Raw genomic sequence first — 26,346 nt, forward strand, 5'->3', positions numbered from 1 at the left:
CGCGCACGCGGCGGGTGACACAGTCATTGCCGGGCCGGCTGCTTCGCCTCGGTGAGCAGCGCGGCCAGCGCGGTATCGCCGCGCGCCTGTGCCAACGCGGCGGCCGTCTTGCCGTCGCGATTGCGTGCGGCAGGATCCGCGCCGGCCGCCAGCAAGCGCTTGGCCACCGCATCGCGCCCGGACTCTGCGGCCAGCATCAATGCGGTGACGCCAGCCTGGTTGGCGTGGCCAACCTCGGCGCCGCCTGCCAGCACCGCATCGAGAATTGCCGGGTCATCGCGCGCCACCGCGAACATCGCCGGCGTGAAGCCGCTGGGATTGGCACGCCGCACATTCGCACCGGCCTTGAGCAATGCCTGCACCACGCCGACATCGGCGTAGGACACCGCCAGGTCCAGCGCGCTCCAGCCATCGCTGGAAACGGTGTCCACCGGCGCACGCCTGCCGAGCAACCTGGCCACGCTGTCGGCATCGTTGGCCCAGGCCGCCTTCATCAACGCGGTCCAGCCGCCGGCATCGCGCGCATCCAGGCGTGCGCCGGCATCGAGAAGCAAACCGACCAGATCCGGCTCCTGGTTGCGGATCGCCTGATGCAACGGCGGCTCGCCGAGCAGGTTGGGACGATTGGCATCGGCGCCATGCCGCAACAACCACGCCACGCGCACGCCATCGCCGGCGTCCAGCGCATGCGCCAGTTCCTGGTTCGTGTCGGCACCGTCGGCGATGCGCAGTTGCAACTGCGCCAGCTCCTGCGAGGACGCAGCCGGGCTTGGCGCCGTGGACACCGGCGTCGGCGTCGCATACGGCCCGTGCGCGGCCAGATCGCCGGCCACCACGCAATCGCCACAGCGCACCAGCGGCACGTGATAGCTGCGCAGGATCTCGGCGATCCTTGCCGCGCTCTGTTGCATCGCGGTGTTCAAGGCATCGCGCAGCTGTGCGTTCTTGCGCGACACCGCCCACGCCATCGAATACTCCAGCACCGCATCGTCGATGGTATTGAGCGGCACCACGCCCAGGCCGCTGCGTTGCGCGTAGTAACCGGCCACCGGGCCCCAGGATTCGGCCGCATCCAGTTCATTGGCGGCGACCCGTTCGACCAGCTTGCCGGGATGTTCCCCCGGCGCCGTGGCCGAGTCGTAGAACAGGTACTGCACCTCGCCGCTGATGCCGTGCTCGTACAGGGCCTGGCGTGCGGGCGAGCTCTGGAACACGCCCAGCCGCAGTTTTTTCAGCGCCGGGTCGTCCAGCGACGTCGGCACCAGATCCACCCCTTTGCGCGTCACCAGCACGTAAGCCGAGCGATACAGCGGGCGCGTGGTCAGGCCCTGCTCGAAATCGCTGTTGAGGTCCATCAGCACATCGCAGCGGCCGGCAGTGATGGTGCTGCGTGCCAACCCGCGCTGGTAATAGGTGCGCCACTCGTATTCCAGGCTCCGGCCCATGGCGTCGGCCACGACCTGCGCGATCTTGTTCTGAAAACCGTCGCCGGCCTTGTTGGACAACGGCATGTTGCCCGGGTCGGCGCATACCCGCAGTACGTGCGGATCGGGCGCCGGCGGGGGGGCACTTGCCGCGGCCGGCACCGCAGTGGATGCGGCCGCCGCCCTCGGTGCCGCATCGGAATGAGAAGCGCGAGCCGTCGGTGAGGACGGCTCACGGGTGCAGCCTGCGGCGACGAGTCCGAGGCTGCAAAGCGCCAGCAGCCGACACAGCTGCCGGTACATGCCACGCGCACCGGCAGCGAACTGCCGGTGTGCGCGTCCAACGCCTTGCGTGGAACTCATCGTGCAGTCTTCGCTGCGGCATTGGCGGTGCCGCCTGCGGCTGCCGTGGCGGCTGCCGTGGCGGTGGCAGTGGCAGTGGCAGTGGCGGTCACGGTCTTGCCGGCACCATCGATACGGAAGCTATGCACCATGCCGCCGAGCGGAATCTTGTCGAAGCCGGCGCCGAACGCCAGCCCTGCGGCCCCCAGGGCGCCATACGGATCGGACGGATCCAGACCTGCGGCCACCGGCAGACCGATCCAGCCACCGATGCCCGAGAACACCGCCACGTACTGGTGCCCATTGGCCTTGTAGGCGATCGGGTTGCCGATGATGCCGGAGGGCAGTTTCATCTCCCACAGCTTCTTGCCGGTGTCCTTGTCCACCGCACGGAACCAGCCATCCAGCGTGCCGTAGAACACCAGCCCGCCGTCGGTGACCAGGGTGCCGCTCCACACCGGAAACTTCTCCTTGATCTCCCACTTGGACTTGCCTTCCACCACGTCGAAGGCCTTGACGATGCCCAACGCACCCGGCTCGTTCGGCTTCATCATCACGTTGGCGAACACGTACGGCAGGCCCATCATGGTGTTGCCGCGTTCCTGCGGTTCCAGCTCCATATGCCAGTTGTTGGTGCCGCAGAAGAACACCGCCGCATTGGCCGGATCCACCGAGCACGGCTGCTGGTCCTTGCCGCCCATCGCCGAGGGGAAGGCCTGCACCTTCTTGCCGCGTTCAAGCGGCGAATGCGCGGCCACCTTGACCGGGCGGCCGGTCTTCATATCGATGCGTTCGGCCCAGTTGGCCGGCACGAACTTGTGCGCGCGCAGCAAGGTGCCGTCGCGACGATCGAGCACGTAGGCAAAGCCGTTGCGATCGAACTGCACCACCGATGGAACCTGCTTGCCGTCGATGCTCAGATCGACCAGGATCGGCTCGTTGATGCCGTCGTAATCCCATTGGTCGAATGGGGTTTTCTGATAACCCCACACCGCCTCGCCGGTATCGATCTTGCGCGCGAACAAGGTCATCGACCACTTGTTGTCATGCTCGCCGTTGTTGCATTCCTCATGCGAGGTCTTGCCGCACCGATACGACGGGCTCCACAGGCCGGGATTGCCGGTGCCGTAATACAGCAGCTTCAACGTCGGGTCGTAGCTGTACCAGCCCCATGCCGCACCGCCGCCACGCTTCCATTCGTCGTTGGGAAAGGTCTTGACGCCCAGATCGCCGAGCTGCCCATGCTGCGGATTGGCCTTGTTGAAATCCGCACCCAGGCAGATCGCCTTGTCGGTGCCGGCCGCATCGCAGGACCAGGACTGCTTGCCATCGGCAAGGTTGTAGGCAGCGACACGACCAAGCACGCCGAACTCGTTGCCGCTGATGCCGGCTACCACCTTGCCGTCGGCGATGATCGGCGCCATGGTGATGGTTTCGCCCTTGTCCGGGTGCGCGAGTTTCTGCTTCCACACTTCCTTGCCGGTCTTGGCATTGAGTGCGATCACATCGCCGCTCAGGCTGCCGAACACCAGCTTGCCGTCGGCATAGGAGGCGCCGCGGTTGACCGTATCGCAGCACGCCACCGCCACCGAGCGTTCGTCCTGCTGCGGGGTGTACTTCCACAACACCTTGCCGCCGTCGTCCTGCGCCGCCAGGTCGATGGCGAACACATTGTTCGGATACGCGCTGACCATGTACATGACGCTGCCGATCACCAGCGGCTGGCCCTCGTGGCCGCGCGTGGCATCGGTCTTCATTTCCCACGACATCTTCAGATTCTTGACGTTGTCGCGATTGATCTCGGCCAGCGGGCTGTGCCGGGTGAGTGCGAAGTCGCGCCCGATGCCGCCCCAGTTGTCGGGGTTGGTGGCATTGGTGGTGAACTCGCTATCGGTGTCGACCACGGCGGCGGCAGCCGGCGCAGCGGCGGGAGCGGCGGCCGGTGCCGGCGCAGCGGTCTCGGTGGCGGCGTCTCTTTTACACCCGGCCAGCGCGGCGCTCAGCGCAAGCATGAGCAGCACACTGCTGCGCAGGCTGCGACAGGAAGATTGGTGCATATGCGTCTACCCCTCTGGATTGAACAACCAGTCGTTTGAAGCATCCCGCGGCGCAGGCGTTGCACCCGCCAGTTGCACCGCGGACGTCGGAAACGTCGAGAGGGAAAGAGCAAACGCCATGCCAGCGTGCTGGTGCGATGCACCATGTCCGGGCAGCGGGGGTTTGCCGTGGTGGCAGTCGCTTGCGCCAGGTGCACTGTCCCGGTTCTGACACAGTTTGCGCCGGGCGTGCTGTGACATGGATGGTGCAGCGGGTGTGGGACTGCCTGCCGGTTAGTGCTGTGAACTCAGCTCGCGCGAGGCGACATGGTTGTCTCTGGCCCGCGCAAATCAATGCCGCACATCCAAAGACCGCACGACATAATCGAACGAGGTGCCGCCGCGGCCTTGGCGTCTCCCATCGGGAGAAGGTGCCCGAAGGGCGGATGAAGTTACGGCATAGGCCAGGTGCGTTATGTCTGGCTTGCTGATGACGCGTTGCAAGATTCAGCAGCGTCCACGCCCCTTCGAGCGCATGTCACTTCCAAGGCGATAACGGTGTCCTGATCGTCGACGTCATCCAACGACATGCGGCCAGCCATGCATCGCAGGCCATCCTTCCGCACGCCTGGCCTACCCGCCGAACCTCACCCTAGCGGTTCCACTGCGCCAGCAACTGCGTGCAATCCTGCAACCGCCAGTCGGCAAGGCCCGGCCACGGATCGCCGGGTGTGTTGACCAGCACGGTGCAGGCCCCGGCTGCACGACCGCAGGCAAGGTCGTTGTGGTGATCGCCGACCATGACCAGTGCTGCGACGTCCACCGCCCAACGTCGTGCGAAATACTGCAGGCCGTCGGGTGCGGGTTTGGGGGCGGCTTCATCGCGGCCGACGATGTCGTCCCAGGCGAATGCATCGCCCAGGCCGATCGCCTGCAGTGTCACCTGCGCCAATGCGCGCGCATTGCGGGTCAGCACGCCGAGCCGGCATCCGGCCGCCTGCAATGCATGCACCAAGGCCACTGCACCGGGTGCGGCCTGTGCGGCCTGTGCGAGTTCACGCTCGTGATCGAGCAACCAGGCGTGTTTGGCGGTGGCCTGCTCGGCCGGCAGCGATGCCAGGTGATGCAGGATGTCCGCCTCGGGCGGGATGTCCAACGCGCGTCGGATCAACGCAAAATCGTGCACGGCTTCGGTCAGCGTACCGTCCATGTCGAACACCCAATGGCGGTAGCCGGACAACGCGGGAGAGATCGGAGTGATGGTCGTGGCGTCCATACGTGGGGAGACTCCAGAGATGGTTGACGCAACATCGCAAGCCGTGAGGGGAACGCACATCGCGCGTGCGCACCCGAATGAACCAGCACTCCATGCCGATGCCGTGCACCGGCTGCGCAGCTGGTGACCTGCAGTGGCGGTGCGCCTACTTCCAGCCCGGCATCTGGGTGGTATCCAGGCCGCCCACTTCGAACGCTGCCGTGCGCGTGCCGCCGGCTTTCACCGGGAATGCGATGCTGATGCGCTTGGCGTTGCGTACCAGCTTCCACAGCGCCTTGTCGTCGTCGATGAACATCGCGATCGCTTCATCGGTGTCGGGGCGGTGAGCGGCCATCGGGCGTGGTGCCCCGCCATCGGCCGAGACCTGCACCTTGCAGCCGCCATAGCAGTTGAAGTCGCCGGCCTTGAGCACGAGATAGCTGTGGCGCTTCCACTGCGGGTGATCGCGGAACACCAGGCTCACCGGTTTGGGGCCGCTGCCGTCGACATCCACGCGGCTGGTGGCATCGATCATCGCCGAGCGCTGCGTGCCGCCCTTGGCCGGCACTTGCGAGTACTGCCACAACGCCTGCATGCGGCGCAGTTCGCGCGCCTGGTCGCCCTTGGCCTTGATGTCCGCATAGCCGGGTTCGATGCGTGTGGCCGCCGCGGTACCGGCGTAGCCTTCCAGCAGTGCGGCGCCATGCGCGCGTGCCATGTCCCAGTTACCGGCCTTCACCGCCGCGTCGTATTGCTTGGCGAGTGCGTCGGCCTGTTGTTGCTTGGCTTGCGCCTGCGCGCTTGCCTGCGCCTGGCGCTGCGCCTCGCGGTCGGTACAGCCACTCACTGCAGCCACGCACAGGGCCGCGCTCAGCAGATACTTCATTGTCGACTCCGGAAGGCATAAAAGGCAGCGGCAACGATACCAGCCTGCCCGCGACAGCCACGATCAGACGACCGCACAGCGTAGGAGCGCACCCGGGCGCGATGGAGCATTCCCGGTAACGCCACGTCGCGCCCGGGTGCGCTCCTACAACGGCGATTGCAGGGCGCGGTGCCATAGAAACGGCGCGATTGCAGGCACGGTGCCACCTGCACGATGCAGCAATGAAAGCGGCGGGAGGGCGTCTGCAACGCCCTCCCCTGCCATTACGGCTGCGGCTGCGTCGGCGGTGCCGCCTTGGCCTTGGCGATCATCTCGGCCACCGAGGCGGTGGTGATCGGGTGGTAGCTGGGCTTGGCTTTTTCGAAGGCCTGTTCGGCGAAGGCGATGCCGTCCGGGGTCTTCAACAACTCGGCGTAGATCGGCAGCACCAGCTTGCGGCGGCCGACGCGTTCGATGAACTCGCCTGCAGCGGGGCGCGCATCGGTGTAGCCGCTGCGGATCGCCAGCGGGTACCAGCGCATGGCGATTTCGCCGTTCGGGGTGCCGGTGAAGTGGTAGGCCTCATCCAGCTGCTTGAGCTGCTCGGGCTTGAGCGTGGCGCCCATGCCGCTGAGGAAATGCACCCATTCCTGCGTGCCCCATTCGCCGGTGACCTGCTTGCTCGGCAGCGTGCCGCTGCCGCTCCAGGCGATGCGCGCGGTGTCCACGATCGAGAAGCTGCGCGAGCGTGCCTTGGCAGCGAAGGCCGGGATGCCCGGCTGCTTCAACCACGCATCCACCTCGGCCGCGCTGACCGTATTGGGATGCTTGTCCAGCAGGTTCTTGTTGAGGTAATCGACGAACTGGTCGGTGGTGGCGCTCTGGAACGCATGATCGTCGAACCAGCCGCGCAGGAACGGGTCGAACACCTCTCGGCCGAAGCGCTGCTCCAGGAACTGCAGGAACCATGCGCCCTTGACGTAGGCCACCTGGCTCAGCGCTTCGTCTGGGTCGCGCTCCGCCAACGGCGGCAGCGCCAGCGCCTGGTCGGCCGGCGCCATGCCCTTCACTTCGGCCAGCAGGTCGCCCTGGTCGATCTCGCGCTCCATCTCGGCCATCTCCGCGCCATACAGCGCCTCGGTGATGCGGGCCTGCACGTAGGTGGTGAAGCCCTCGTTGAGCCAGATGTCCTTCCAGCTGGCATTGGTCACCAGGTTGCCCGACCAGCTATGCGCCAGTTCGTGCGCGACCAGCGAGACCAGCGACTTGTCGCCGACGATCACGGTGGGCGTGGCGAAGGTCAGGCGCGGATTCTCCATGCCGCCGAACGGGAACGACGGCGGCAGCACCAGCATGTCGTAACGGCCCCAGCGATACGGGCCATACAGTTTTTCGGCGGCACCGATCATCTTTTCGGTGTCTTCGAATTCCTTGGCGGCCTTGTCGGCCATGGCCGGCTCGGCCCACACGCCCGAGCGCGCGGAAATCGGCTTGAACACCATATCGCCGGCGGCGATCGCCAGCAGATAGGAGGGAATCGGCTCGGGCATCTTGAAGCTGTAATCGCCGTCGCGCGCGGCCTTGGGGTCGTTGTCGGCGCTCATCAGCACCATCACGTCCGGGCGCGAGGTCACGTGCGCGCTATAGGTGAAGCGTACGCTCGGGGTGTCCTGCAACGGCACCCAGCTGCGCGCATGGATCGCCTGCGACTGGCTGAACATGAAAGGCAACTGCTTGCCCTCGGTCATCGACGGCTCCAGCCACTGCAGGCCGGAGGCGGTCGGCGCGGTGTGATAGGTGATCACGACCTTGGCCGGCTGATTCGGCGCCTCGATGGTGAGCTTGCTGCCGAAGGTCTTGTCGGCCGGCGCCAGCGCAAACTGCAGCGGCGCCAGCGCGCCCTTGCCGTCGTCGGCCTGCACCTGCGCAATGCTCAGCTCGCGCGTGTCCAGCACCAGCTGCTTGGCGGCCTTGTCCTTCCACTGCAGCGTGTAGGTGGCGGTGCCGCCGATCTGCTTGGCGTCGAAATCCAGCTTCAGGTCCAGCGCCAGATCCTTGATGACCACCAGCTGCGGCTGGGCGTAGGAGCTTTCGTCGTGGTTGCGGGCATCTGCTTTCACGGGGGCCTTGGCAGTGGTGGCCGGCGCAGCGGTGCTGGCGGCCGGCGGCGTGGACTCGTTGGAACAGCCGGCCAGCGCAATGGACACGGCCAGGGACAGCGACAGGAACGGGAAGCGCATCGACGGCACCGCAGCGAGGGAATCGGGCATTTTAACGCCCCGCGCCGTTGCCTGCCCGTGCGATGGCAGACCAGCGCTTGCCAGCCGCTTGGCGAGCGGCGCTGCCGATCGTCGGCGTGCCGATGGGCAGGCGCGCACCGCGCGGAAGATGCAGTGGCCGCGGGTGGGGCACGCGCATCCGCGCAGATGGCGCAGCCTCCCTGGCTGCCGGGGACTTACCGGATCGCCTAGACCACCGGATGGCTGCGCGGGCTGTCATGCCCGTCGCGCACCAGACGCCGGCCGCCGGAGAACTTGGCGCGGTACATCGCCGCGTCGGCACGGCGATACAGCTCGGTGGCATCCAGGCCACGCTCGCACACCGCGCTCCCGGCGCTCACATGCAGCGGCGCTTCGTCGGCATCCTCGCGTTCGAGCATCGACAGCCATTGGTTGAGCTTGAGCGTGGCGTCGTCCTCGCTGGCATGCACGCCGATCAGGAATTCATCCCCGCCCCAGCGCCCGATCCAGTCCTGCGCACCCAGCCAGCCGTACGCTGATTCCACCAGCCGCACCAGCACGCGATCGCCGGCCAGATGGCCGAAGCGGTCGTTGATCGGCTTGAGGTTGTCCATGTCCAGCACGAACAGCACGAACGGCCAGCCTTCGCGCTGCGCGGAGGTAACCGAGTCGTACATTGCCTGTTCGCAGCCACGCCGGTTCAAGGCCTCGGTCAGCGGGTCGAACAAGGCGTGTTTCTTCAGATCGCGCATGCCGGCATCGATGCCGCGCAGGCTGCGATTGATTCCGCGCAGCAACCGCCCCAGTTCGTCGTCGCCATGTTCGGGCAGGCTGGGCAGACGTTGATCGGCGTAATACGCATCCAGCGCGTCAGCGGCGATGCGCAGCGGTGCGAGTAGGCGATACAGGGCCGACAGGGTCGCCGCGGTGCCAGCCAGCGTGGCCAGCAACGCCACGATCACCACCGACCACAGCGGGCGCCCGCTCAACTCGCTTTGCGCTGCCAGCCAGGCGATCAACAACAGCAGCGGCAGGTGGATGCCGACAAAGGTCACCGCCAGCAGCTTGGCGCTGAAGGAGCGGGGAAACACGCGCGACAACCCTGCGTACAAGCGCATCCACGTCTCCGGCAAAAGGGCGCCTAGTGTCGCCGACCGTTGGTGGAGCCGACGCGACGGGAGTCTCAAAAGTTTGTCGGCAAACGCACCTGCGCACAGTGCAATCGTGCGGCAAGCGAACACGAGCATGGCGTGGTCGCGCGATGCCCGGCCGTGGTGTTTGCCGGGCTGGACGCTCAGACGATGACGCGTCGGATCCGGTTCAGATCTTGTAGCCGGAGTGGATCGCCACGATGCCGCCGGTCAGATTCTTGTAGTGGCAACGCGCGAATCCGGCCTCGCCCATCATGCCCTTGAGCGATTCCTGCGGCGGATGCTTGCGGATGCTTTCTGCCAGGTACTGATAGCTGTCGGCATCGCGTGCGAACAGCTGACCCAGCCTGGGCAGGATCTTGAACGAGTGGAAGTCGTAGATCGGCTTGAACCAGTCGGCGGTGACTTCGGAAAATTCCAGCACGCGCGCCTGCCCGCCCACCTTCAACACGCGATACATCTCGCGCAGCGCGGCATCCTTGTCGGTGACATTGCGCAGGCCGAAGGAAATGGTCACCAGATCGAAACTCTGATCCGGGAACGGCAGCGCCTCGGCATTGCATTGCACGTAATCGAAGCCGGCCACCAGGCCGCGGTTGGTCAGCCGGTCGCGCCCCACCGACAGCATGCCGGCGTTGATGTCGCCCAGCACCACCGCGCCTTCGTTGCCGACGCGCTCCTTGAGCAGCACGGCGATGTCGCCGGTGCCGCCGGCCAGGTCCAGCACGCGGTCGCCCGGCTTCACCTGCGCGGTCGCCACGAAGTAGCGTTTCCATGCGCGGTGCACGCCCAGACTCATCAGATCGTTCATCAGGTCGTAGTTGCGCGCGACCGAGGTGAACACTTCGCCGACCAGTTTCTGCTTGTCCTTGGCAGCGACATCGCGGAAGCCGAAATGGGTGGTACCGGAGGTATAGGGAGATTCGCTCATGGGCGGATTATCGCACTGCTGACGCCGCCATGACCGCAACCGGACCACAATCGCCGCCTTCCCTGCGACCGGCCCTGCGAGCCTTGCGTGCACGACAAGTACGTCCAGCGCGACTGGCAGCCCCACGAGAAGCCCACCCTGCCCGGGTCGGCCTCCACCCCCCTGCACTCCACCCGGCGCCGCATCCAGTACGGGCTGGTGGGCGTGGTGGTGGCGCTGACCGGCGGGCTGAGCAATGCGCTGGTCACCGCCAACCTGACCTATCTGCAGGGCACGCTGGGCGCCTACGCAACCGAAATGGCCTGGCTGCCGGCCGCCTATGTGATGACCAACATGTCGGCCAACCTGCTGCTGGTGAAGTTCCGCCAGCAGTTCGGGCTGCGGCGCTTCACCGAGATCTTCCTGGCGCTGTATGCGGTCATCGCCTTCGCGCATCTGTTCGTGCACAGCCTGAGCTCGGCGATCACCGTGCGTGCCGCGCATGGATTGGTGGGCGCCGCGCTCAGCTCGCTGGGGCTGTATTACGTGATCCAGGCGTTTCCGGCCAGGTACCGGCTCAAGGCGGTGGTAACCGGGCTGGGGGTGACCCAGCTGGCACTGCCATTGGCGCGGGTGTTCTCCACCGACCTGCTGGAATTTGCGCAGTGGCAGGGTCTGTACCTGTTCGAACTGGGCCTGGCGGTGTTCGCGCTGGCCTGTGTGCTGGCGCTCAAGCTGCCGCCCAGCGACCGCTATCGCGTGTTCGAGCCGCTGGATTTCCTCACCTTCAGCCTGTTTGCGGCCGGTTCGGCCGGGCTGGCGGCGGTGCTGTCGTTGGGGCGGCTGCTGTGGTGGACCAGCACGCCGTGGCTGGGCGTGGTGCTAGCGGCCTCCATCGTGCTGCTGTGCACGGCGGCATGGATCGAGCACAACCGCCGCAACCCGATGATCAACACGCGCTGGCTGGCCAGCGGCGACATGCTGCGGCTGGGCCTGGCGATCCTGCTGATCCGGCTGGTGCTGTCCGAGCAGAGCACCGGCGCGATCGGCTTCTTCCAGACCCTGGGGCTGGCCAACACGCAGCTACAGACCCTGTTCGCGCTGATGTTGCTGGGCGCAGTGGTCGGCGTGGCCGCCAGCGCGTGGCTGATCAATCCGGCGCGGGTGGCCGAGCATCTGATCATTGCGGTGGCGGCGATCTGCATCGGCTGTTTCATGGATGCCGACGCCACCAGCCTCACCCGCCCGGAGCAGATGTATGTCAGCCAGTTCCTGCTCGCGTTTGGCAGCACCTTCTTCATCGGCCCGGCGATGGTGGCCGGGCTGGGCCGGGTGATCGCGCAGCCGGGCAATCTGATCAGCTTCATCGTGCTGTTCGGCATGGCACAGAACATGGGCGGCCTGCTCGGCAGCGCGTTGCTCGGCACCGTGCAGGTCGTGCGCGAGAAATACCATTCCAACCAGCTGGTCGAACATCTGGCATTGACCGACCCGCAAGTGGCCGCGCGCGTGCAGACCTATGCCGCGCTGTACGGCCGCAGCATCGGCGACCCGGCCCTGCGCCAGGCCCAGGGCGTGCGCGCCCTGGGCAGCGTGGCCACGCGCGAAGCCAATGTGCTCGCCTACAACGACGTGTTCCTGTTGATCGGCTGCATCGCCATCGCCACCGGGCTGTGGATCCTGTCCGTGCTGGTGTGGCGGCGTTATCTGCGCCCACCCGCTTCGTCCCCCTCTCCTGCTTCCACCGCGCGCCCATGAATACACCTGCAGCTTCAACCTCTCCTGCCGATCTGCAACGTCGCAGGCGGCGCCGCATCGGTGGCGTGATCGGCTTCGGCGGGCTGGCCCTGCTCGGCGTCGCACTGGTGCTGTATGCATGGCGGTTGCCGCCGTTCGTCAGCGCCGTCGAGCGCACCGAGAACGCGATGGTGCATGGCCAGATCACCGTGATCGCGCCGCAGGTCAGCGGCTATGTCACCGAGGTGCCGGTACAGGACTTCGCCCACGTCAAGCAGGGCCAGCTGCTGGCCAGGATCGACGAACGCATCTATGCCCAGCAGCTCGAACAGGCCAGGGCGCAGCTGCAGACCGCGCAGGCCAACCTGTCCAACTGGGACCAGCAGCGGCATAGCGCCGATGCCACCATCGCCGAACAACGCGCCGCACTGAACAGCAATCAGGCTCAGCGCGACCGCAGCCGCTCGGCGTATGCGCGCACGCAGCAGCTGGCCGACCAGAAACTGGTATCCGAACAGGATCGCGACACCGCCTTCGCCGCACGTGCGCAGGCCGATGCCGGCGTGGCACAGGCGCGCGCCGCCGTGCAGGCCGCCGAAGAGAATGCACGCAGCGTCACCGTCAACCGCGCCGCCCTGGAAGCGGCGGTGGCCAACGCGCAGGCGGCCGTACAACTGGCGCAGATCAATCTGGACAACACGCGCATCTTGGCCCCGCGCGATGGCCAGCTCGGCCAGCTGGGCGTGCGCCAGGGCGCCTACGTCACCAATGGCACGCAGCTGATGTCGCTGGTGCCGGACACGCTGTGGATTGTGGCCAATTTCAAGGAAACCCAGCTGGCCAAGATCCGCATCGGGCAGCGCGCCAGCTTCACCGTGGATGCGCTGGACAACGCGCGCCTGCACGGACGTGTGCAGGAAATTTCCCCGGCCGCCGGCTCGGAATTCAGCGTATTGCCGGCCGACAACGCCACCGGCAACTTCGTCAAGATCGCCCAGCGCATTCCGCTGCGCATCAGCGTCGATCCCGGCCAGGCGCTGGCTCCGCGACTGCGCCCGGGCATGTCGGTGGTGGTGGCGATCGACACCGACAGCGCGGTCGACTGACGCGACGCAGCCGCTATCATGCGGTGATGTCGTCCCCACCCCCACCTTCGCTGCATTGGCAGTGCCTGCGCTTCGACCAACTGAGCACCACGCAGCTGTACGCGCTGCTGCGGCTGCGCTCGGATGTATTCGTGGTGGAGCAGCAATGCGCGTATTCGGAGCTCGATGGCAAGGACAGCCTGCCGGGTGTGCTGCATCTGCTCGGCAGCACCGACGATGCGCTGGTCGCCTATCTGCGCGTACTGCCGCCCGGTGTGAGTTACCCCGAGCCAAGCATCGGCCGGGTGGTGATTGCCGCCGCGCAGCGCGGCCAAGGTTTTGCACACGTATTGCTGCAGGAAGGCCTGCGGCTGGTGCACCGGCTTTGGCCCGCCAGCGCCGTGCAACTTGGCGCGCAAGCGCACCTGCAGGCGTTCTACGCCGCACACGGTTTCACGCCCTCGTCCGCACCGTATCTGGAAGACGGCATTCCCCACATCGACATGCTGCGTCGCGCCGACGCCGCCACCCAGGAGCCTGCATGATCACCACCCCCGACTACCGCGCGCTGCTCGACACCGCCATTGCCGAAGCCCGCCAGGGCCTGGCCGAAGGCGGCATCCCGATCGGCGCGGCGCTGTACCACAACGACGGACGTCTGCTCGGTTGCGGCCACAACCGCCGCGTGCAGGAGAACGATCCCTCCGTGCATGGCGAAACCGATGCCTTCCGCAAGGCCGGCCGGCAACGCCGCTACAAGGACACCATCATGGTCACCACGCTGGCGCCGTGCTGGTACTGCAGCGGCTTGGTACGCCAGTTCAATATTGGCACCGTGGTGGTCGGCGAGTCGGTCACCTTCCAGGGCGGCGTGTCCTGGCTGCGCGAGCACGGCGTCACTGTCGTCGACCTGCAGAGCCAGGAATGCATCGACCTGCTGGGCGGCTATATCTCGGCCAACCCCGACGTGTGGAACGAGGATATCGGCGAGGACTGAGCGGTTTGTTGCAGGGTGGGCGGGTTGGATGTGCGGTGCAGATGACTGCCGAGGTGCTGCCTCCACCCACTCTTCGGGCGGCTTCCCCGGCACGTGAGGGAAGGAAAGACTGCAACGAGAAGGCCAGCCGCGTGGCGTGATGCTGTTCGCTAGGAGCTGCTGACAGACGACTTCAGGCAGTTGTATTGCAGAGCCGATGATTTGAGGTTATCGCTATAGGCGGCTGATCTGCGGCTCGGCTGCAGCGGTTTGGTCGCAGGGCGGCTGATCTGTCGCTTGGTCGCAGGGCCCCTGCCCGCCCACCATCGCGGGACACGCCGCAAGTACGTCCTTGTAGGCTCTTACGCAGCATCCATGCTGCGTAAGGTCCCGCGACGGTGGGCGGGCACGGACCAAGTCGAGATGGTCGGTGTGCTTACTTAAGAGCAGTGCGCGATGCGCACTGTTCGATACTGATGCGCCGGCAACGTCCGGCGTTAGTCGAGCGATAAGCAGCTTTTTGCGTGACAACAGACCAACTCCCTGGTGCGGTGTCCTCGCCGATTGCGGGACCCTTGGCGGCATGGATGCCGCCAAGGAGCCTCCACGGACGGATTCACGGCGTGTCCCGCGAGCGGTGAGGGCACCGCGCACTCGACCGACTCAGCGTTTGACTGCATCCGGGAGGATGCGGCCAACGACACCGCCGTGCTCACCGCCAGGCGAGCGCGGTCGGAGTCGGAAGCGGCATGTCCCACTCGTACACGCCGGCTCCGGTTACCTCCACATCGACCTGATAACTGTTGGCACCGGCATGCAGGTGTGCTGCGATCAGAGGATGTAGCGACTCAGGTCCGGGTCCTGCACCAGCTCGCCGAGCTGTGCATCGACATAGGCAGCATCGACAGTGACACTCTGCCCGTCGCGATCCGGCGCCTCATAGCTCAGCACATCGAGCAGACGCTCCAGCACCGTGTGCAGGCGGCGCGCGCCGATGTTTTCCTGCCGCTCGTTGACCTGCGCGGCGATCTCGGCCAGGCGCTCCACCGCATCCGCGCCGAAGGTCAGACTCACGCCTTCGGTCTGCAGCAAGGCTTCGTACTGCTTGATCAACGCCGCCTTGGGCTCGGTGAGGATGCGCACGAAATCGGCCTTGGTCAGCGCGGTCAACTCGACACGGATCGGAAAACGGCCCTGCAATTCGGGAATCAGATCGCTGGGCTTGGCCAGATGGAACGCGCCGGAGGCGATGAACAGGATATGGTCGGTCTTGACCGTGCCGTACTTGGTCGACACGTTGGAGCCTTCCACCAGTGGCAGCAGATCGCGTTGCACGCCTTCGCGACTGACATCGCCGCCATTGGAGCCGGCTTCGCCGCGCTTGGCGACCTTGTCGATCTCGTCGATAAACACGATGCCGTGCTGCTCGCAGGCTTCGATCGCCGCCGCGCGTACGTCGTCTTCGTTGACCAGCTTGCCGGCTTCTTCTTCGATCAGCAGCGGGCGCGCGGCCTTGATGGTGAGCTTGCGCTTCTGCGACTTGCCGCTGCCCAGGTTGGAAAACATCTGCCGCAGCTGCTGGCCCATTTCTTCCATGCCCGGCGGGGTCATGATGTCCATGCTGGCGTTGACCGCCACTTCCAGCTCGATCTCGCGCTCGTCCAGCTCGCCGCTGCGCAGCATGCGGCGGAACTTGATGCGGGTGTCGTTGTCCTGCGACGAGGGCTCGTTGCGCGCCGCCTCCGGGTCAAACCCGATGCCGGCCGCACGGCGCGGCAGCAACGCATCCAGGAGGCGGTCTTCGGCGCGTTCTTCGGCCTGGTTGCGCACGCGCACCTTGGCCTGTTCGCGATACAGCTTGACCGAGGTGTCGGCCAGGTCGCGAATGATCTGTTCCACATCCTTGCCGACATAGCCGACCTCGGTAAAGCGCGTGGCTTCGACCTTGACGAACGGTGCGTTGGCCAAGGTGGCCAGACGCCGCGCGATCTCGGTCTTGCCGACGCCGGTCGGGCCGATCATCAGGATGTTCTTGGGCATCACCTCGTTGCGCAGCTCTTCGGGCAGCTGCATGCGGCGCCAGCGATTACGCAGCGCGATGGCAACCGCACGCTTGGCATCGTGCTGGCCAACGATATGACGGTCGAGCTCCTGCACGATTTCGCGCGGAGTCATGGTTGAAGTATCGGAATTTGGCATTGGGGAATCGAGAATGGGGAAAGGGGAATCGCAAGCGCGAAATCAAGAGCCTATGTCGTCGGGGTGGAACCAAAACCGCTGTTGCGATTCCCGATTCCCCACTCCCGATTCACAGCTCTTCGACCACCACGTTGCGATTGGTATAGATGCAGATATCGCCGGCGATGTTGATCGCTTCGGTGGCGATGGTCTTGGCATCGAGTTCGGTGTGCGCCAGCAGCGCGCGGGCGGCCGACAAGGCGTACGAGCCGCCCGAACCGATGGCGATGATGCCGTCTTCCGGTTCGATCACATCGCCGGTCCCGCTGATGATCAACGAGGTTTCCTTATCGGCAACCGCGAGCAGCGCTTCGAGCTTGCCCAGGCGGCGCTCGGTGCGCCAATCCTTGGCCAGCTCCACGGCGGCACGGGTCAGTTGCCCATGCTTGTCCAGCTTGGCCTCGAACAACTCGAACAGGGTGAACGCATCGGCGGCGGCGCCGGCAAAACCGGCAAGCACCTGCCCCTCGCGGCCGAGCCGGCGCACCTTGCGCGCATTGCCCTTCATGACGGTGTGGCCGAGGGTGACCTGGCCATCGCCGGCAACGGCGACATGCCCACCACGCCGAACCGAAATGATGGTGGTGGCGTGAACGATGTTGGGGTTCTGGCTGGGGTCCATGGGTCCTCCGGGGGTTTCCAATGAGGTGGGGACGCCCCTGCCGGGTTCAAGCGCGCTGCGACGATGCGCCGCATCGAGTGGTGGAAACGCGTTCAAGCAGATGGATGAAGCGAGCTCACATGCGAGATAGCCTGCGCTGGTGAGCCAGCTTGACAACGCTTGCTCGAGATCGGCATTTGGCTGCGGAAGCGCTTGCAGGCGTTCCTCGTGCAGGCGTGCTTCTCGTTTCTATATGGTGTGTTGGGTCTGACGTTGCCTGATCCGTTGCCCAGGTCCAACGTCAAACCACACGCCGTCGCCTTACTCGACAATTCCATCAAGATCACCGCCTGCGATGCGATCCGCGCGACACGCATAACAGCCCTGACGTGCGTGATGCAAATGTACGTAGGCGATCTGCGCGTCGTCCAGACGCGCGTGCAGCCACGCTGCGACGTGTTCGCCTGCACACACCTCGGCGGTCACCAGATGATGGCGATGATCGTAAGCCCGTAGCGAGATCAGCCGCGATCGGATCGCAGCCGGCACTGCATCTGGTTCCAGCTGCGCAAGCACCGCTGCGGCACGCACAAAGATCGGCCCGCTCGCACGGTAGGGCGAATCGGCAGCTTGGTGCAGATACGGCAGCAGCAGCAACTGCTCACCTGCGCGCGCATCCTGCAGGCTGACACGACACGGAAATCCGTGATCGGCATCGGCGATCACGCGCACTGCTTGGTGATTGGTCAACGCAACGTCATCGAGTCCGTGCAGATGGGCGAACAAGGCCGGATCGAGTCCTGTCAAACGAAACGAGGTCATGGCGATCTTCCAGAGGTGGAAGCACAGCGTGACGCGCGCATGCCGGCCCTGCTCGCCGTCTTCGGACATGGCAGCGCCCGAGTGCGCTCAAGCCCCTCTCCGGGGGAAGGGCCTTGAGCGTGCGGTGGTCGGTCAGCGAGGTGCATCAACTGCCTGTGGCTGCACATCACGCAATCGGCAAATCCTTACGCTACGCACCAGTCAATCGCAGCATCGGGCACTGCGTGCCACTCACTCGGCAGCCTTCTTGCGCTTGGCCCGCGGATGCGCGGCGTCGTAGACCTTGGCCAGATGCTGGAAGTCCAGGTGCGTGTAGATCTGCGTGGTGGCGATATCCGAATGGCCAAGCAACTCCTGCACGCCGCGCAGGTCACCGGAGGATTCGAGGATGTGGCTGGCAAAGCTGTGGCGCAGCATATGCGGATGCACGTCCTTGAACATGCCCTGGCGCACCGCCAGTTGCTTGATGCGGATCTGCACTGCGCGCTGTGAAATCGCACCGCCGGCGCGGCCAGGGAATACATGCGTGTCGGCACGTCCGCCGCTGTCGCGCAGCCAGTCGCGCAGCGCGCCGATCGCATGCGACCCTACCGGCACCAGGCGCTGCTTGCCGCCCTTGCCGAGCACCATCACCAAGCCGCTGTCCAGATCCAGATCGCGCCAGCGCAGCGCGCAGAGCTCGCTCAGGCGCAGCCCGGACGAATAGAACAGCTCCAGCAAGGCGCGATCGCGCAGGCCCAGCGGCGCGTCGGTCGGCACTTCGACCAGACGCACCGCTTCATCGGCATCGAGCACCTGCGGCAATTTGCGGGGCGCCTTGGGCGCACGCAGCGCCGCCGCCGGGCTTGCGGCAATGCGGCCGTGCTTGAGCAACCAGGCGTAGTAGCTGCGGCATGCCGACAGACGCCGCTGCAGGCTCTTGGGCGACAACCCACGCCGATGCTCGGCCGCGACGAACTGCCGCAACCGTGCGCTATCGAGCTGCGCAACCTCGTCGATGGCCTGTTCCCCGGCCCAGCTCACCAACGCGGCAAGATCGCGGCGATAGGCATCCAGGGTATGCGCAGACACCTGCCGCTCGACCTGCAGGTACGCCAGGAAATCATCAGCCGACGCCACCTCAGACTTCTCGCCGCCGCACCATCTGCGCGGCCGTCCAGCGCAGGCCGCACGCATCGGCGCACCCCGCGCTGCGCATCATGTGTCGAAGCGCTGCAACGCCACGCTCAAGGACTCGCCCATCATGCGCAGGAACAAGGTACCCATGCCGGGATAGAAGCGGTTGGCATCGCCGCTGCCGACCGCAATCAAACCGACGCCCGGCAACGGCAGCAGCGCGGTGGATTGCACCTCGGCAGCCTGGTCGGCATACAGCAGCGCGTGTTTCTCTGCCTGCAGGCGGCCGCAGATCGGCTCGCCGTCGCCCAGGCAATCGCGGAACGGGGCAAGCCGCGCATCATCGGCGGCGATGACCTGCAGCCAGTCGGCATCCAGACCGGCGACCGGTTTGAGCAGCACCAGCCGCACCAGTTCGCCATTGAAATCTTCCGCCAGCGCGGCGGCCATCGCCTTGAGCGTGCCGGCCGCGCTGGTCTGGCGCATCAGCGCCAGGGTCAGTTGATGCGTGCGCACCGCCAGGCGCTCGTTGTCCTGCGCATTGTGGCCAAGCTCGTGCAGGCGCCGCGACAGCTCGCGGTTCTTGTCGCGCAGCACTTCCAGCTGATAGGTGGCCAGCGAGGCGGTGGGGCCGTCGTCGCGCGGCACCAGCAGACTCACCGCCAGATCCGGAAACTGCTTGAGGAAGGTTGGGTGGCGCCGCAACCAGGTTGCCACTTCGTGCGCGCTGAATGTGTCCGTGTTCTCGCTCATCAATTCCACTCTCCATCGAAGACGAACACGGCCGGCCCGGACATCACGACGTCCTGTTGTTCGCCGGCCCAACGGATGCGCAGGTCGCCGCCGGGCAAGGACACCTGCACGTCGCGCTCGACACGGCCGCGCTGCATCAGCACCGCCGCCGCCGCGCATGCACCGCTGCCGCAGGCCAGGGTTTCACCGACGGCGCGCTCGAACACGCGCAAGCGCACGTGCGTCGGGTCGACGACCTGCGCAAAGCCGACATTGACCGAATCGGGGAACGCGGCGTTCTGCTGCAACAAGGCGCCGACGCGCTCCACCGGCGCCGCGTCCACCCGCCCCACTTCCACCACGGCATGCGGGTTGCCCATCGACACCGCGCCAAAGCGCATGGTCTCGCCATGCACCGGCAGCGCGTATTCCTCGCGCGCACGCGCAAAGCCGGCCAGCGGGATCTGCGTGGGCTCGAACTGCGGCACGCCCATCGCCACCGCGTAGGTGCCGGCGTCCAGACGCTGCACGCGGTGTGAGGTGAGCGGACTGTCGATGACGAAATCATCGCCCTGCGCGGTGCCGTCGCGCACCAGCCAGGCCGCCACACAACGCGCGCCGTTACCGCATTGACGCGCGGCCGAGCCGTCGGAATTCCAGATCCCGTACGCGGCCACCGCCTCGCTGCTGCGCGGGGTTTCGATGGTCAGGATCTGGTCGCAGCCCACCCCGAAATGGCGGTCGGCCAGGCGCGCGGCCAGCGCGGCATCCGGCGGCGGCGTACCGTCGCGCAGGTCCAGCACCACGAAATCGTTGCCGGCGCCATGCATTTTGGTGAAACGCAGACGCCCGCTGCGGCCGTCAGAGCTCATTGCCGCTGCTAGCGGGCTGGTCGGTGGTGGGCGCGGGCTGCGTATCGTCGTTCACCGGCGCAGGCGCAGGCGAGGACTCATCCAGCGGTTGCGGCGCGTCCGGCGGCTGCAGCACGGGCTGGGCTTCCACCGGCACCGGCTTCTGCGGCATCACCAGCGGGCCCTTGTTGCCGCAGGCGGCAAGCAGGACAAAGGTCGCACCAACCAGTGCGAGACGAACAGACGGTCGGGACATGATGCTCATGGCCGAAGTATAGCCAGAACACCCTGACTGCCGTGCGCTCAGTGTGCGGGAGGCAGCGCGCGCGGCGGCGGCTCGGGGCGCAGCCACAGCCAGATCGCCACCACCGCCATGCTGCCGATCGACAGGCATTTGACCCAGAACACCGGCACGCACCACAGCATGATGCCGGCGCAGACGGCCATGGTCAGCGTGGCCATCCACTTGGCCTTGCGGCTGACCGCGCGATAGGTCTGCCACTCGACGATCGCCGGGCCGAAGCGCGGGTGCGAGAGCAGCCAGGTGTGCAGCCGCTCGGAGCCGTGCGAGGCGGCCCAGGCGGAAATGAGGATGAACACGGTCGTCGGCAGGCCGGGTACGAAGATACCGACGATGCCGGTCGCCAGGCTGGCGTAGGCCAGCAACCACCAGGCCCAGCGGAATCGAGTCGGTCGCGTCATGGGTAAATGATACGGCCAGCGGGCGCCGAGATGGTCCGGGCATCCCCCTTCTCCCAGCGGGAGAAGGTGCCCGAAGAGCGGATGAGGATACGTCTGCACGCAGGGCTGGGAGGGTCCTGCTTACCAATCCCCAATCCCGCCCCCCCAATCCCCGCCCCTCAACTACTTGACCCCGAGCTGATCCAGCACAAACGCATACGACTCGGCGAGTTCGCGGTAGCGACGGAAGCGGCCGGACTTGCCGCCATGGCCGGCTTCCATGTTGGTGCGGAACACGATCGGCCGGGCGCCGGTGTCGTCGTCACGCAGTTTGGCGACCCACTTGGCCGGCTCCCAGTACTGCACCTGCGAATCCCACAGACCGGTGCCGACGAACAGCGCCGGGTAGGCCTGCCTGGTCACGTTGTCGTACGGGGAGTAGGACAGCATGTAGTCGTAATAGGCCTTCTTTTCCGGGTTGCCCCACTCGTCGTATTCGTTGGTGGTGAGCGGGATGCTGGCATCGAGCATGGTGGTGACCACGTCGACGAACGGCACCTGCGCGACCATCACGCGGTAGTCCTGCGGGGCCATATTGGCCACCGCACCCATCAGCAACCCGCCGGCGCTGCCGCCGGAAGCGGCGACCCGTTCCTTGGCAGCGTAGCCCTGTTCCACCAGGCCGCGGGTGACGTCGATGAAGTCGGTGAAGGTGTTTTTCTTGTGCAGCAGCTTGCCGTCGTCGTACCACTGGCGGCCCATTTCCTGGCCGCCGCGGATGTGCGCGATGGCATACACCACGCCACGGTCCAGCAGGCTGATCGCCGGCAGATTGAACGCCGGGTCCATCGACATGCCGTAGCTGCCGTAGGCGTACTGGAACAACGCCGCAGTGCCGTCCTTCTTGAAGCCGCGCTTGTACACCAGCGACACCGGCACCTTGACGCCGTCGCGCGCGGTCACCCAGACGCGCTCGGTCACGTACTTGCCGGCGTCGTAACCGATCACCGGCTGCTGCTTGAGCAGCTTGCGCTCGCCGGTCCGCGTATTGAGTTCATAGGTGGTGGCCGGCGTGGTCAGCGAGGTGTAGCTGTAGCGCAACCACTCGGTGTCCGGCTCGGAATTGACCGCCAGGCCCATCGAATACGCAGGCTCGTCGGCCTTGACGTATTGCGGCTCCCCCGCAAGAGCCCCCGCATCCATGTGCGGACTGTTGAATTGAAGGCGCACGCGTTCCAGCCCGCCGGAGCGCTCTTCGATCGCAGTAAACCCATCGAACAGCTCGAAGTTTTCGATATAGACCTTGTCATCGTGCGCCACCCAGTCGGTCCACTGCGTGCGCGTGGTGGCATCGGTGGGTGCGGTCACCAGCTTGAAATTCTTGGCGCCATCGGCATTGGTGCGGATCACCCAACGGCCATCGAAATGCTCGGGGTGATACTCGACATCGCGTTCGCGCTTGGCCAGCAAGGTGAACCGCTCGGGATTGTCGGCCGGCGCATAACGCGTCTCCGACGACACCGTGCTTTCCACGCCGATGGTGATGTACTTGTCGTCGCGGGTACGGCCGATGCCCATGTAGAAGCTGTCGTCCTTCTCCTCGTAGACCAGCACGTCGTCCTTGGAGGGCGTGCCCAGCACGTGTTTTTTCACACGTACGGTGAGCAGCGTTTCCGGATCGTTTTCGACATAGAACAGGGTCTTGTTGTCGTCGGCCCAGACCACGTTGGCCGAGACGCCTTCCACCGTATCGGGATAGATCTCGCCAGTATCCAGATTCTTGAAACGGATCGTGTACTGGCGACGGCCCACCGCATCGTCGGCCCAGGCCAGGATGCGATTGTCCTGGCTCACTTCCGCATCGCCGACGCTGAAGTAGCCCTTGCCCTGCGCCATCTGGTTGACGTCGAGCAGGATCTGCTCCGGCGCCTCCATGCTGCCCTTGCGGCGCGCCTGGATCGGGTAGTCCTTGCCGGCCTCGAAGCGCGTGTAATACCAGTAGCCCCGCTCGCGATACGGCACGCTGGCATCGTCCTGCTTGATGCGCCCGACGATCTCGGTATACAGCGCGTCTTCCAGCGGCTTGAGCGGCGCCATCACCGTGTCGGTGTAGGCATTCTCGGCGTTGAGATAGGCCAGCATCGCCTTGTCTTCGCGCTTGTCGTCGCGCAGCCAGTAGTAGTCGTCGTTACGGGTGGCGCCGAACGGGGCCTTGACCACATGCGGACGCTTGGCCACGTCCGGCGGCGACGGGAGAGCTGCGAAAGCGGAAGGAACAGATGTGGTCATCAGGCTGGCGATCAGAAGAGTGAGGACAGGCTTCATCAGATTGGGGTCCGTTGGATGAACGCAATGCCATCCCAGTACCCGAGTGTGGAAGAGCCCGGCCGGGAGCGTCATGTGCCCGAGGTCATGCTGCTCTATCCTCTTCGGCATGGACTCCCTACATTCGCACGTTCCCCGCTACAGCCGCCGCAGCCGGGACATCGCCCCGTTTCATGTGATGGCGCTATTGGCACGCGCCAATGCGCTGGAGCAGGCCGGCCACGATGTGATCCATCTGGAGATCGGCGAGCCGGATTTCACCACCGCCGCACTGATCGTCGCGGCTGGGCAGGCCGCACTGGCGGCGGGACACACCCGCTACACCGCGGCCCGTGGCCTGCCCGCGCTGCGTGCCGCCATTGCAGGTTTTTATGCGCAGCGTTACGGCTGCGCCATCGATCCGGAACGCATCCTGGTCACCCCGGGCGGCTCCGGCGCATTGCTGCTAGCCAGCAGCCTGTTGGTCGACCCGGACAAACACTGGCTGCTCGCCGACCCCGGCTATCCGTGCAACCGGCATTTCCTGCGCCTGGTCGAAGGCACCGCGCAACTGGTGCCGGTCGGCGCAGGCACCGATTACCAACTGACGCCAGGCCTGGTCGAGGCCTGCTGGAACGCCGACAGCGTCGGCGCACTGGTCGCCTCGCCGGCAAATCCCACCGGCAGCGTGCTGTCGGGCGCGCAACTGGCCGGTTTGTCGCAGACGCTGCATGCGCGCGGCGGTCATCTGGTGGTGGACGAGATCTACCACGGCCTGACCTATGGCATGGACGCGCACAGCGTGCTGGAAGTGGATGACAGCGCCTTCGTACTGAACAGTTTTTCCAAGTACTTCGGCATGACCGGCTGGCGCCTGGGCTGGCTGGTCGCTCCGCCCGAAGCGGTGCCGGAGCTGGAAAAACTCGCGCAGAATCTTTACATCAGCGCCTCCACGATCGCCCAGCACGCCGCGCTGGCCTGCTTCACGCCCGACAGCATCGCCATCTTCGAGTCCCGCCGTGCCGAGTTCCAGCGACGCCGCGACTATCTGCTGCCGGCGCTACGCCAGCTCGGCTTCAACATCGCCGTCGAACCGCAGGGCGCGTTCTACCTCTACGCCGACATCAGCGCATTCTCGAACGATGCCCAGGCCTTCTGCGCGCACTTCCTGGAGACCGAACATGTCGCCTTCACCCCCGGCATCGACTTCGGCCACCACCGCGCCAACCAGCACGTGCGTATCGCCTATACGCAAAGCCTGCCGCGCCTGCAGCAGGCGGTGGCACGCATCGCACGCGGACTCGAGAGGTTTGTATAGCGCTTGACGCCGGCAATGGCCATTGTCGGCAGGATGGAGCCATAGGTTCTAGGCGGTGTGTTCACTCGCGAGAACGTTCAGCCAGCAAATCGCGCAAAGCCCGCCAATTGCCAGTCTTTGGCCAGCCGGAAAAGTGCGAGATCACATGACCTTCTCGCAGCAAATAGAAATTGGGGGTGGCCCATTGTTCGATCATGGACCAATCAGCGGTCGATCGGGCCAGCATGATTTCCTGGTCTGGGTGTTCAGCATTCCATTTTTTCAGCACATCATAGTAGATGCGCTGCCCTACCGGAGCCAACCACACGGTGGTGGTCTCTCGCAGCAATGGGCTGTTGCGAAGATCGTGCATCGCTCTCAGCGAAAACCCGCAAAGCGGGTGCACTATCGCCACCAGCACTTCGCCGCGGGTAGAGATATCGATCTCCCGCAACAGATCCTCCTTGGTATCGATTGCATACGCGTTTGATTTACCGCCGGAATCCATCAGTCGCACACCCGGCACGTTTTCCAAGTCGATCCCGGGATGTTCCTGCGCCAGCTTCGCTGCCTCGTGGAAACGGCGGAACTGGACCAGCGTCGTGTGAAATAGCCTCAAATCGTCGGCGCTCGCTGCTGAACGATTTTCCTTCATCACCAGCATCATATCGTCCAGATATCGGGGGTCATTGGTGTAATAAGCGAGACGGTGACTCGCTCGCAACAAGAAATGCAGATCACCCGAGGAGGCTCTGTTGAGACTGGCAGAACGGATGACAGGTAAAAAGTCCCTGGCATAGGCTTCGCTCAAGCGCTTTTGCCGCATATCATCAGAGATAGTGGCGGTCAAATCATCAAGCTGGACCAGATCGCTGTAGGCGTCATCCAGCGATGGTGCAACCTCTTTTGAGACTGCCGCACCCATGCTCGTGCAAAGCATGAGCCCCATTACCACCCCCCTTCGAGACTTCTTCCCATACATCCTGAACACCCTTAATACTTTACATATCAATGCGATGATCACACCCATGGAACAACTGAAAGCGTCAGACTCCATGGCGAGATGAAGCCAGCCCATGAAGCCTGACGCTTCTATCAACAGATCAGCAATTAGTTCCCAGACATATCCTCCCCGTGGCCGGGGAACAGGTGGCGGGAGCCTCACATTTCATATCTCGATAATCTGTGCCATCGTACTTAGGTGACGAAATGGATTTGGCCGAAGATACCGCGGCCTTACTGATTTCGTCTGGCTGCCTGAGCCCGGGAATGACTGCAACCGATGCTTGCTGACCGAAAAGAGCCAACACTTTATAGGCTTCGTATGCGGTCAATTCATACACTAAGTCATCGTAGGAATAGCTCGACAAGCCATTAGGCGAAAACGTCAGGCTACTGATAAATCTCTTGCGTGCTCCGGAAGAAAGCATTCTCAATGGAGAGTCTTGCGGTAGCAGGCGCACATATTTCTGCAGATCTTCGTTACTCCGGATAAGAGCAACGTCCTGATCGAGAATTCGCTGATCCACTTCGCGTGATTCATACCCCGGAGTCAAGGCATCTCGTGCCATGACATCGGCTCCGAAGAATAAAGCAAGTGCGGTGATTGCAGGCATCATCATTTTCTTCATAACAATCCTTATTTATTGTCCATGAGAATGCCGAGATAGCCCCATAGTCATC

General features: G+C 65.0%; 23 protein-coding genes. 5 read left to right on the plus strand and 18 right to left on the minus strand.

From position 1 onward, the window contains the following. Nucleotides 1–23: 23 nt before the first annotated feature. The 7 genes from FHT09_RS10165 to ubiE form a co-directional block, all read right to left on the minus strand. Nucleotides 24–1,787 (minus strand): quinoprotein dehydrogenase-associated putative ABC transporter substrate-binding protein, encoded by a 1,764-nt coding sequence (locus FHT09_RS10165; protein ID WP_104606524.1) that lies wholly within the window; start codon nucleotides 1,785–1,787, stop codon nucleotides 24–26. Beyond that, the gene (locus tag FHT09_RS10170) at nucleotides 1,784–3,823 is read right to left on the minus strand and encodes a methanol/ethanol family PQQ-dependent dehydrogenase (protein ID WP_343125512.1); all 2,040 of its coding nucleotides are present in this window, start codon (nucleotides 3,821–3,823) and stop codon (nucleotides 1,784–1,786) included. Before FHT09_RS10170 ends, FHT09_RS10165 begins: the two co-directional genes overlap by 4 nt. A 631-nt stretch (nucleotides 3,824–4,454) precedes the next feature. Continuing rightward, nucleotides 4,455–5,078, minus strand: a complete 624-nt coding sequence (locus tag FHT09_RS10175; protein WP_104606525.1) for an HAD family hydrolase — start codon at nucleotides 5,076–5,078, stop codon at nucleotides 4,455–4,457. A gap of 145 nt (nucleotides 5,079–5,223) precedes the next feature. Further along, nucleotides 5,224–5,943, minus strand: a complete 720-nt coding sequence (locus FHT09_RS10180; RefSeq protein WP_104606526.1) for a hypothetical protein — start codon at nucleotides 5,941–5,943, stop codon at nucleotides 5,224–5,226. A 263-nt stretch (nucleotides 5,944–6,206) separates the two neighbouring features. Beyond that, a complete protein-coding gene (locus FHT09_RS10185) occupies nucleotides 6,207–8,162 on the minus strand; it encodes a M1 family metallopeptidase (protein ID WP_184416965.1) in 1,956 nt (651 codons plus the stop codon). A gap of 227 nt (nucleotides 8,163–8,389) precedes the next feature. Further along, complete coding sequence (locus FHT09_RS10190) at nucleotides 8,390–9,280, minus strand: GGDEF domain-containing protein (protein WP_181126380.1); 891 nt, start codon at nucleotides 9,278–9,280, stop codon at nucleotides 8,390–8,392. 202 nt (nucleotides 9,281–9,482) lie between these two features. Continuing rightward, nucleotides 9,483–10,244 carry a bifunctional demethylmenaquinone methyltransferase/2-methoxy-6-polyprenyl-1,4-benzoquinol methylase UbiE gene (gene ubiE / locus FHT09_RS10195; protein ID WP_016903622.1) on the minus strand — a complete coding sequence of 254 codons (762 nt, stop codon included), beginning with the start codon at nucleotides 10,242–10,244 and terminating at the stop codon, nucleotides 9,483–9,485. 87 nt (nucleotides 10,245–10,331) lie between these two features. Between ubiE and FHT09_RS10200 the strand changes: the two genes are divergently transcribed. The 4 genes from FHT09_RS10200 to FHT09_RS10215 are packed head-to-tail and all read left to right on the plus strand — an operon-like array spanning nucleotide 10,332 to nucleotide 14,042. Continuing rightward, nucleotides 10,332–11,981, plus strand: a complete 1,650-nt coding sequence (locus tag FHT09_RS10200; RefSeq protein WP_104538600.1) for an MFS transporter — start codon at nucleotides 10,332–10,334, stop codon at nucleotides 11,979–11,981. Beyond that, nucleotides 11,978–13,066: an HlyD family secretion protein gene (locus FHT09_RS10205; RefSeq protein WP_104538601.1), complete on the plus strand. Its 1,089-nt coding sequence runs from the start codon at nucleotides 11,978–11,980 to the stop codon at nucleotides 13,064–13,066. The genes FHT09_RS10200 and FHT09_RS10205 overlap by 4 nt, the downstream gene beginning before the upstream one ends. Nucleotides 13,067–13,092: 26 nt before the next feature. After that, complete coding sequence (locus tag FHT09_RS10210) at nucleotides 13,093–13,590, plus strand: GNAT family N-acetyltransferase (RefSeq protein WP_104606527.1); 498 nt, start codon at nucleotides 13,093–13,095, stop codon at nucleotides 13,588–13,590. Next, nucleotides 13,587–14,042, plus strand: coding sequence for a nucleoside deaminase (locus tag FHT09_RS10215; protein ID WP_104606528.1), 456 nt, complete (start codon nucleotides 13,587–13,589; stop codon nucleotides 14,040–14,042). The genes FHT09_RS10210 and FHT09_RS10215 overlap by 4 nt, the downstream gene beginning before the upstream one ends. A gap of 810 nt (nucleotides 14,043–14,852) precedes the next feature. Here the strand turns inward: FHT09_RS10215 and hslU are convergent. The 9 genes from hslU to FHT09_RS10260 form a co-directional block, all read right to left on the minus strand. Continuing rightward, nucleotides 14,853–16,220, minus strand: a complete 1,368-nt coding sequence (hslU, locus tag FHT09_RS10220; RefSeq protein WP_104606529.1) for an ATP-dependent protease ATPase subunit HslU — start codon at nucleotides 16,218–16,220, stop codon at nucleotides 14,853–14,855. A gap of 109 nt (nucleotides 16,221–16,329) precedes the next feature. Continuing rightward, nucleotides 16,330–16,881, minus strand: coding sequence for an ATP-dependent protease subunit HslV (gene hslV, locus FHT09_RS10225; protein ID WP_005997221.1), 552 nt, complete (start codon nucleotides 16,879–16,881; stop codon nucleotides 16,330–16,332). Between the two features lie 300 nt (nucleotides 16,882–17,181). Continuing rightward, entirely contained in the window at nucleotides 17,182–17,751 is a 570-nt protein-coding gene (locus FHT09_RS10230) for a DUF1203 domain-containing protein (RefSeq protein WP_243849005.1), read from the minus strand. A gap of 162 nt (nucleotides 17,752–17,913) precedes the next feature. After that, nucleotides 17,914–18,801 carry a tyrosine recombinase XerC gene (gene xerC / locus FHT09_RS10235; protein ID WP_104606574.1) on the minus strand — a complete coding sequence of 296 codons (888 nt, stop codon included), beginning with the start codon at nucleotides 18,799–18,801 and terminating at the stop codon, nucleotides 17,914–17,916. Nucleotides 18,802–18,879: 78 nt separating this feature from the next. Continuing rightward, entirely contained in the window at nucleotides 18,880–19,551 is a 672-nt protein-coding gene (locus FHT09_RS10240; protein WP_166775053.1) for a DUF484 family protein, read from the minus strand. Beyond that, on the minus strand, nucleotides 19,551–20,402 hold the full coding sequence (gene dapF / locus FHT09_RS10245; RefSeq protein ID WP_104606530.1) for a diaminopimelate epimerase: 852 nt from the start codon (nucleotides 20,400–20,402) through the stop codon (nucleotides 19,551–19,553). Before dapF ends, FHT09_RS10240 begins: the two co-directional genes overlap by 1 nt. Next, nucleotides 20,392–20,646 carry a lipoprotein gene (locus tag FHT09_RS10250; RefSeq protein ID WP_104606531.1) on the minus strand — a complete coding sequence of 85 codons (255 nt, stop codon included), beginning with the start codon at nucleotides 20,644–20,646 and terminating at the stop codon, nucleotides 20,392–20,394. The genes dapF and FHT09_RS10250 overlap by 11 nt, the downstream gene beginning before the upstream one ends. A gap of 38 nt (nucleotides 20,647–20,684) precedes the next feature. Beyond that, complete coding sequence (locus FHT09_RS10255) at nucleotides 20,685–21,083, minus strand: YbaN family protein (RefSeq protein ID WP_104606532.1); 399 nt, start codon at nucleotides 21,081–21,083, stop codon at nucleotides 20,685–20,687. Nucleotides 21,084–21,245: 162 nt separating this feature from the next. After that, nucleotides 21,246–23,387: a S9 family peptidase gene (locus FHT09_RS10260; protein WP_104606533.1), complete on the minus strand. Its 2,142-nt coding sequence runs from the start codon at nucleotides 23,385–23,387 to the stop codon at nucleotides 21,246–21,248. A gap of 109 nt (nucleotides 23,388–23,496) precedes the next feature. Between FHT09_RS10260 and FHT09_RS10265 the strand changes: the two genes are divergently transcribed. Continuing rightward, nucleotides 23,497–24,684, plus strand: coding sequence for a pyridoxal phosphate-dependent aminotransferase (locus FHT09_RS10265; RefSeq protein WP_104606534.1), 1,188 nt, complete (start codon nucleotides 23,497–23,499; stop codon nucleotides 24,682–24,684). A 61-nt stretch (nucleotides 24,685–24,745) separates the two neighbouring features. Here the strand turns inward: FHT09_RS10265 and FHT09_RS10270 are convergent, their stop codons facing one another. Both FHT09_RS10270 and FHT09_RS10275 read right to left on the minus strand, forming a co-directional pair. After that, nucleotides 24,746–25,693, minus strand: a complete 948-nt coding sequence (locus FHT09_RS10270; RefSeq protein ID WP_146096536.1) for a hypothetical protein — start codon at nucleotides 25,691–25,693, stop codon at nucleotides 24,746–24,748. Between the two features lie 73 nt (nucleotides 25,694–25,766). Continuing rightward, on the minus strand, nucleotides 25,767–26,294 hold the full coding sequence (locus FHT09_RS10275) for a hypothetical protein (RefSeq protein WP_230620361.1): 528 nt from the start codon (nucleotides 26,292–26,294) through the stop codon (nucleotides 25,767–25,769). Between the last annotated feature and the right edge of the window lie 52 nt (nucleotides 26,295–26,346).

The organism is Xanthomonas sp. CFBP 8152, assembly GCF_014199025.1.
Classification (GTDB): domain Bacteria; phylum Pseudomonadota; class Gammaproteobacteria; order Xanthomonadales; family Xanthomonadaceae; genus Xanthomonas; species Xanthomonas arboricola_B.

What these genes read in the sequence shown, in the direction of transcription:
- FHT09_RS10270 (WP_146096536.1), bottom strand. Translation starts at nt 25,693, where the DNA reads ATGGGTGTGATCATCGCATTGATATGTAAAGTATTAAGGGTGTTCAGG.
- FHT09_RS10275 (WP_230620361.1), bottom strand. Translation starts at nt 26,294, where the DNA reads ATGAAGAAAATGATGATGCCTGCAATCACCGCACTTGCTTTATTCTTC.
- FHT09_RS10165 (WP_104606524.1), bottom strand. Translation starts at nt 1,787, where the DNA reads ATGAGTTCCACGCAAGGCGTTGGACGCGCACACCGGCAGTTCGCTGCC.
- FHT09_RS10250 (WP_104606531.1), bottom strand. Translation starts at nt 20,646, where the DNA reads ATGAGCATCATGTCCCGACCGTCTGTTCGTCTCGCACTGGTTGGTGCG.
- FHT09_RS10205 (WP_104538601.1), top strand. Translation starts at nt 11,978, where the DNA reads ATGAATACACCTGCAGCTTCAACCTCTCCTGCCGATCTGCAACGTCGC.
- FHT09_RS10190 (WP_181126380.1), bottom strand. Translation starts at nt 9,280, where the DNA reads ATGCGCTTGTACGCAGGGTTGTCGCGCGTGTTTCCCCGCTCCTTCAGC.
- FHT09_RS10170 (WP_343125512.1), bottom strand. Translation starts at nt 3,823, where the DNA reads ATGCACCAATCTTCCTGTCGCAGCCTGCGCAGCAGTGTGCTGCTCATG.
- FHT09_RS10255 (WP_104606532.1), bottom strand. Translation starts at nt 21,083, where the DNA reads ATGACGCGACCGACTCGATTCCGCTGGGCCTGGTGGTTGCTGGCCTAC.
- FHT09_RS10175 (WP_104606525.1), bottom strand. Translation starts at nt 5,078, where the DNA reads ATGGACGCCACGACCATCACTCCGATCTCTCCCGCGTTGTCCGGCTAC.
- FHT09_RS10265 (WP_104606534.1), top strand. Translation starts at nt 23,497, where the DNA reads ATGGACTCCCTACATTCGCACGTTCCCCGCTACAGCCGCCGCAGCCGG.
- FHT09_RS10210 (WP_104606527.1), top strand. Translation starts at nt 13,093, where the DNA reads ATGTCGTCCCCACCCCCACCTTCGCTGCATTGGCAGTGCCTGCGCTTC.
- hslU (WP_104606529.1), bottom strand. Translation starts at nt 16,220, where the DNA reads ATGCCAAATTCCGATACTTCAACCATGACTCCGCGCGAAATCGTGCAG.
- FHT09_RS10185 (WP_184416965.1), bottom strand. Translation starts at nt 8,162, where the DNA reads ATGCGCTTCCCGTTCCTGTCGCTGTCCCTGGCCGTGTCCATTGCGCTG.
- FHT09_RS10215 (WP_104606528.1), top strand. Translation starts at nt 13,587, where the DNA reads ATGATCACCACCCCCGACTACCGCGCGCTGCTCGACACCGCCATTGCC.
- ubiE (WP_016903622.1), bottom strand. Translation starts at nt 10,244, where the DNA reads ATGAGCGAATCTCCCTATACCTCCGGTACCACCCATTTCGGCTTCCGC.
- dapF (WP_104606530.1), bottom strand. Translation starts at nt 20,402, where the DNA reads ATGAGCTCTGACGGCCGCAGCGGGCGTCTGCGTTTCACCAAAATGCAT.
- FHT09_RS10260 (WP_104606533.1), bottom strand. Translation starts at nt 23,387, where the DNA reads ATGAAGCCTGTCCTCACTCTTCTGATCGCCAGCCTGATGACCACATCT.
- FHT09_RS10230 (WP_243849005.1), bottom strand. Translation starts at nt 17,751, where the DNA reads ATGTCCGAAGACGGCGAGCAGGGCCGGCATGCGCGCGTCACGCTGTGC.
- FHT09_RS10180 (WP_104606526.1), bottom strand. Translation starts at nt 5,943, where the DNA reads ATGAAGTATCTGCTGAGCGCGGCCCTGTGCGTGGCTGCAGTGAGTGGC.
- hslV (WP_005997221.1), bottom strand. Translation starts at nt 16,881, where the DNA reads ATGGACCCCAGCCAGAACCCCAACATCGTTCACGCCACCACCATCATT.
- FHT09_RS10240 (WP_166775053.1), bottom strand. Translation starts at nt 19,551, where the DNA reads ATGAGCGAGAACACGGACACATTCAGCGCGCACGAAGTGGCAACCTGG.